Annotated in this window: 2 protein-coding genes; both read right to left on the bottom strand. The window is 47.0% G+C overall.

Translation table 11 applies throughout. From position 1 onward, the window contains the following. Nucleotides 1-83: 83 nt before the first annotated feature. Nucleotides 84-797 (bottom strand): response regulator, encoded by a 714-nt coding sequence (locus CLOSYM_RS14655; RefSeq protein WP_003498254.1) that lies wholly within the window; start codon nt 795-797, stop codon nt 84-86. After that, on the bottom strand, nt 787-1,911 hold the full coding sequence (locus CLOSYM_RS14650; protein ID WP_003498252.1) for a sensor histidine kinase: 1,125 nt from the start codon (nt 1,909-1,911) through the stop codon (nt 787-789). Before CLOSYM_RS14650 ends, CLOSYM_RS14655 begins: the two co-directional genes overlap by 11 nt. Between the last annotated feature and the right edge of the window lie 140 nt (nt 1,912-2,051).

The raw sequence follows: 2,051 nt of genomic DNA, 5'->3' as shown, positions 1-2,051 counted from the left end.
GCGTCCTCACCTGCTTAACTAAATCTCCAATCAGGTCTTAGCAGCCTTCCTGTCTGAACTGTTACAAACAAGCGCAGCAGCCATTAATTCCCTGCTTCGTCCTCCACCATCCGGTATCCAATCCCGATTTCCGTAAATATGTACTGTGGCTCAGCCGGGTTCTGTTCCAGCTTTCTTCTGATATGGGCCATGTTAACGCGAAGGATGCTGTTGTCATCATCTGCATAGGGTCCCCATATATTAGAAATAATGGCGTCATATGTCATAACACGGCCGGAGTTCTTGGCCAGGAGAGAGATAATCTTGAATTCGATCTGGGTCAGATGAATCTCCTTTTCGCCCAGAGTAACCAGATGCTTTTCGAAATCAATGGTCAAATCCCTGGCGTGAAACGGTCTTTTGTAAAGCGGCGAGTCCGTATTCAGCCGGTTGCTGTGGCGGAGCGCGGTGCGGATCCTGGCCAGCAGTTCGGAAGTCCCAATCGGCTTGGTCAGATAATCATCGGCGCCGAGATCCAGCGCTTTCACCTTCTCCTGCTCTTGTGTGCGGGCGGAGATAACGATAATCGGGATACTGGCCCAGGTGCGCACCTGCTTGATAATCTCCATTCCGTCCATATCAGGAAGGCCTAAATCGAGCAGAATCAAATCCGGGCACTGGGAAGTGATAATCGGAAGCGCTTCCTTTCCGGAATGAGTTTCCGTGATTTTATAATCCTGCGCGGATAAAGAGGTAGAAATAAAATCGCAGATGTTCTTTTCATCTTCTACCAGAAGAATCGATGTTTTATGAGTCAATTTTTGAGCCCTCCTTTGGCAATGTGAAATAAAATTCGGCGCCGTTGTTATGGTTGGCTGCCTTGATATCGCCGCCATGGGCGACTATAATTGTCTTACAGATGGAAAGACCGATGCCCATTCCCTTTCTTCCGTCATTGGATGTACTGGTGGTGGAAGAAGAACCGTCGAAGATAGTGCTTAACTTCTCAGGGGGAATTCCAATTCCATGATCCTGTACATGGAACGTGATATAATCATCGCCTGTATCCACGTAACATTCTACCGGCTCCGTGGTTTTTGAATGGACAAAGGCATTCTCCATCAGATTAATCAATACCTGTTCAATCAGAACGGCATCCATTGGAATCATCAGCACTTCATCGGGTACACAGACATTCACTCTGGCATCCGGCAGCCTCTTCTTGAGGCGGAGTACGGCTTCGGCCAGAACCTCCTCAACTGACTCCAGGGATTTATTTACTTTAGTGGTTTCATTATTTATACGTGTGACGGACAGCAGGTTTTCCACCATGTTGAGGAGCCAGTTGGAATCCTCCAGAATATGTGAGACCAGATCACTTTTTTCGGTCTCCGTGAGATACTTGCCGTTCTCCAGATAAACGGTACTCGAACCGATAATGCTGGTCAGAGGGGTCCGCAAATCATGTGATATGGCCCGGAGCAGGTTTGCTCTCATCTTCTCTTTCTCGGCCTCCATCAAGAGCTTCTCACGTTCGGAAAGAACCTTTGCCTGTTCCTTCATATTCGTAGTCAGGGCGCTTGTGGCGATGGAGATGGAAAACATGGCGATGAAGGTGATGGGATATCCGGTCAGTGTAAAGTCCAGCGCAAAATAAGGATATGTAAATAAAAAGTTGACACAGACAACGCCAAACAGCGAGGCGAAAAGCCCGTAAAAATATCCGCTCGTAAACCTGGCCGTTAAAAACAGCGCCAGAATATAACACAGGGCGATATTGGCGGTCGGATTATCCATGATATGAAAAAATATATAGGAGAGACAGGTAGCGACGGCAAGTAAGGCGCCGGTCACTATCCAGTCGTTAATCGTACCGTATTGTTTAAAAAGCGCATGTTGTTTTTTCATGTCGCCGTTATCCTGACTGCACATATAAAGAAATTCCTCCTGCCTGCAGCTGTTACTGCTCTGTTAACATTATACAATCATTCATGTCAAAAGAGCAACGATGAGACGTTAAAAAAGTGATAAAATTGCGAATTTGGAGATTTAACTGAGGCCCGGAGGACGCG

This window comes from [Clostridium] symbiosum ATCC 14940 (genome assembly GCF_000466485.1).
GTDB lineage: Bacteria > Bacillota > Clostridia > Lachnospirales > Lachnospiraceae > Otoolea > Otoolea symbiosa.
This window is presented reverse-complemented; position numbering and strand designations above follow the sequence as displayed.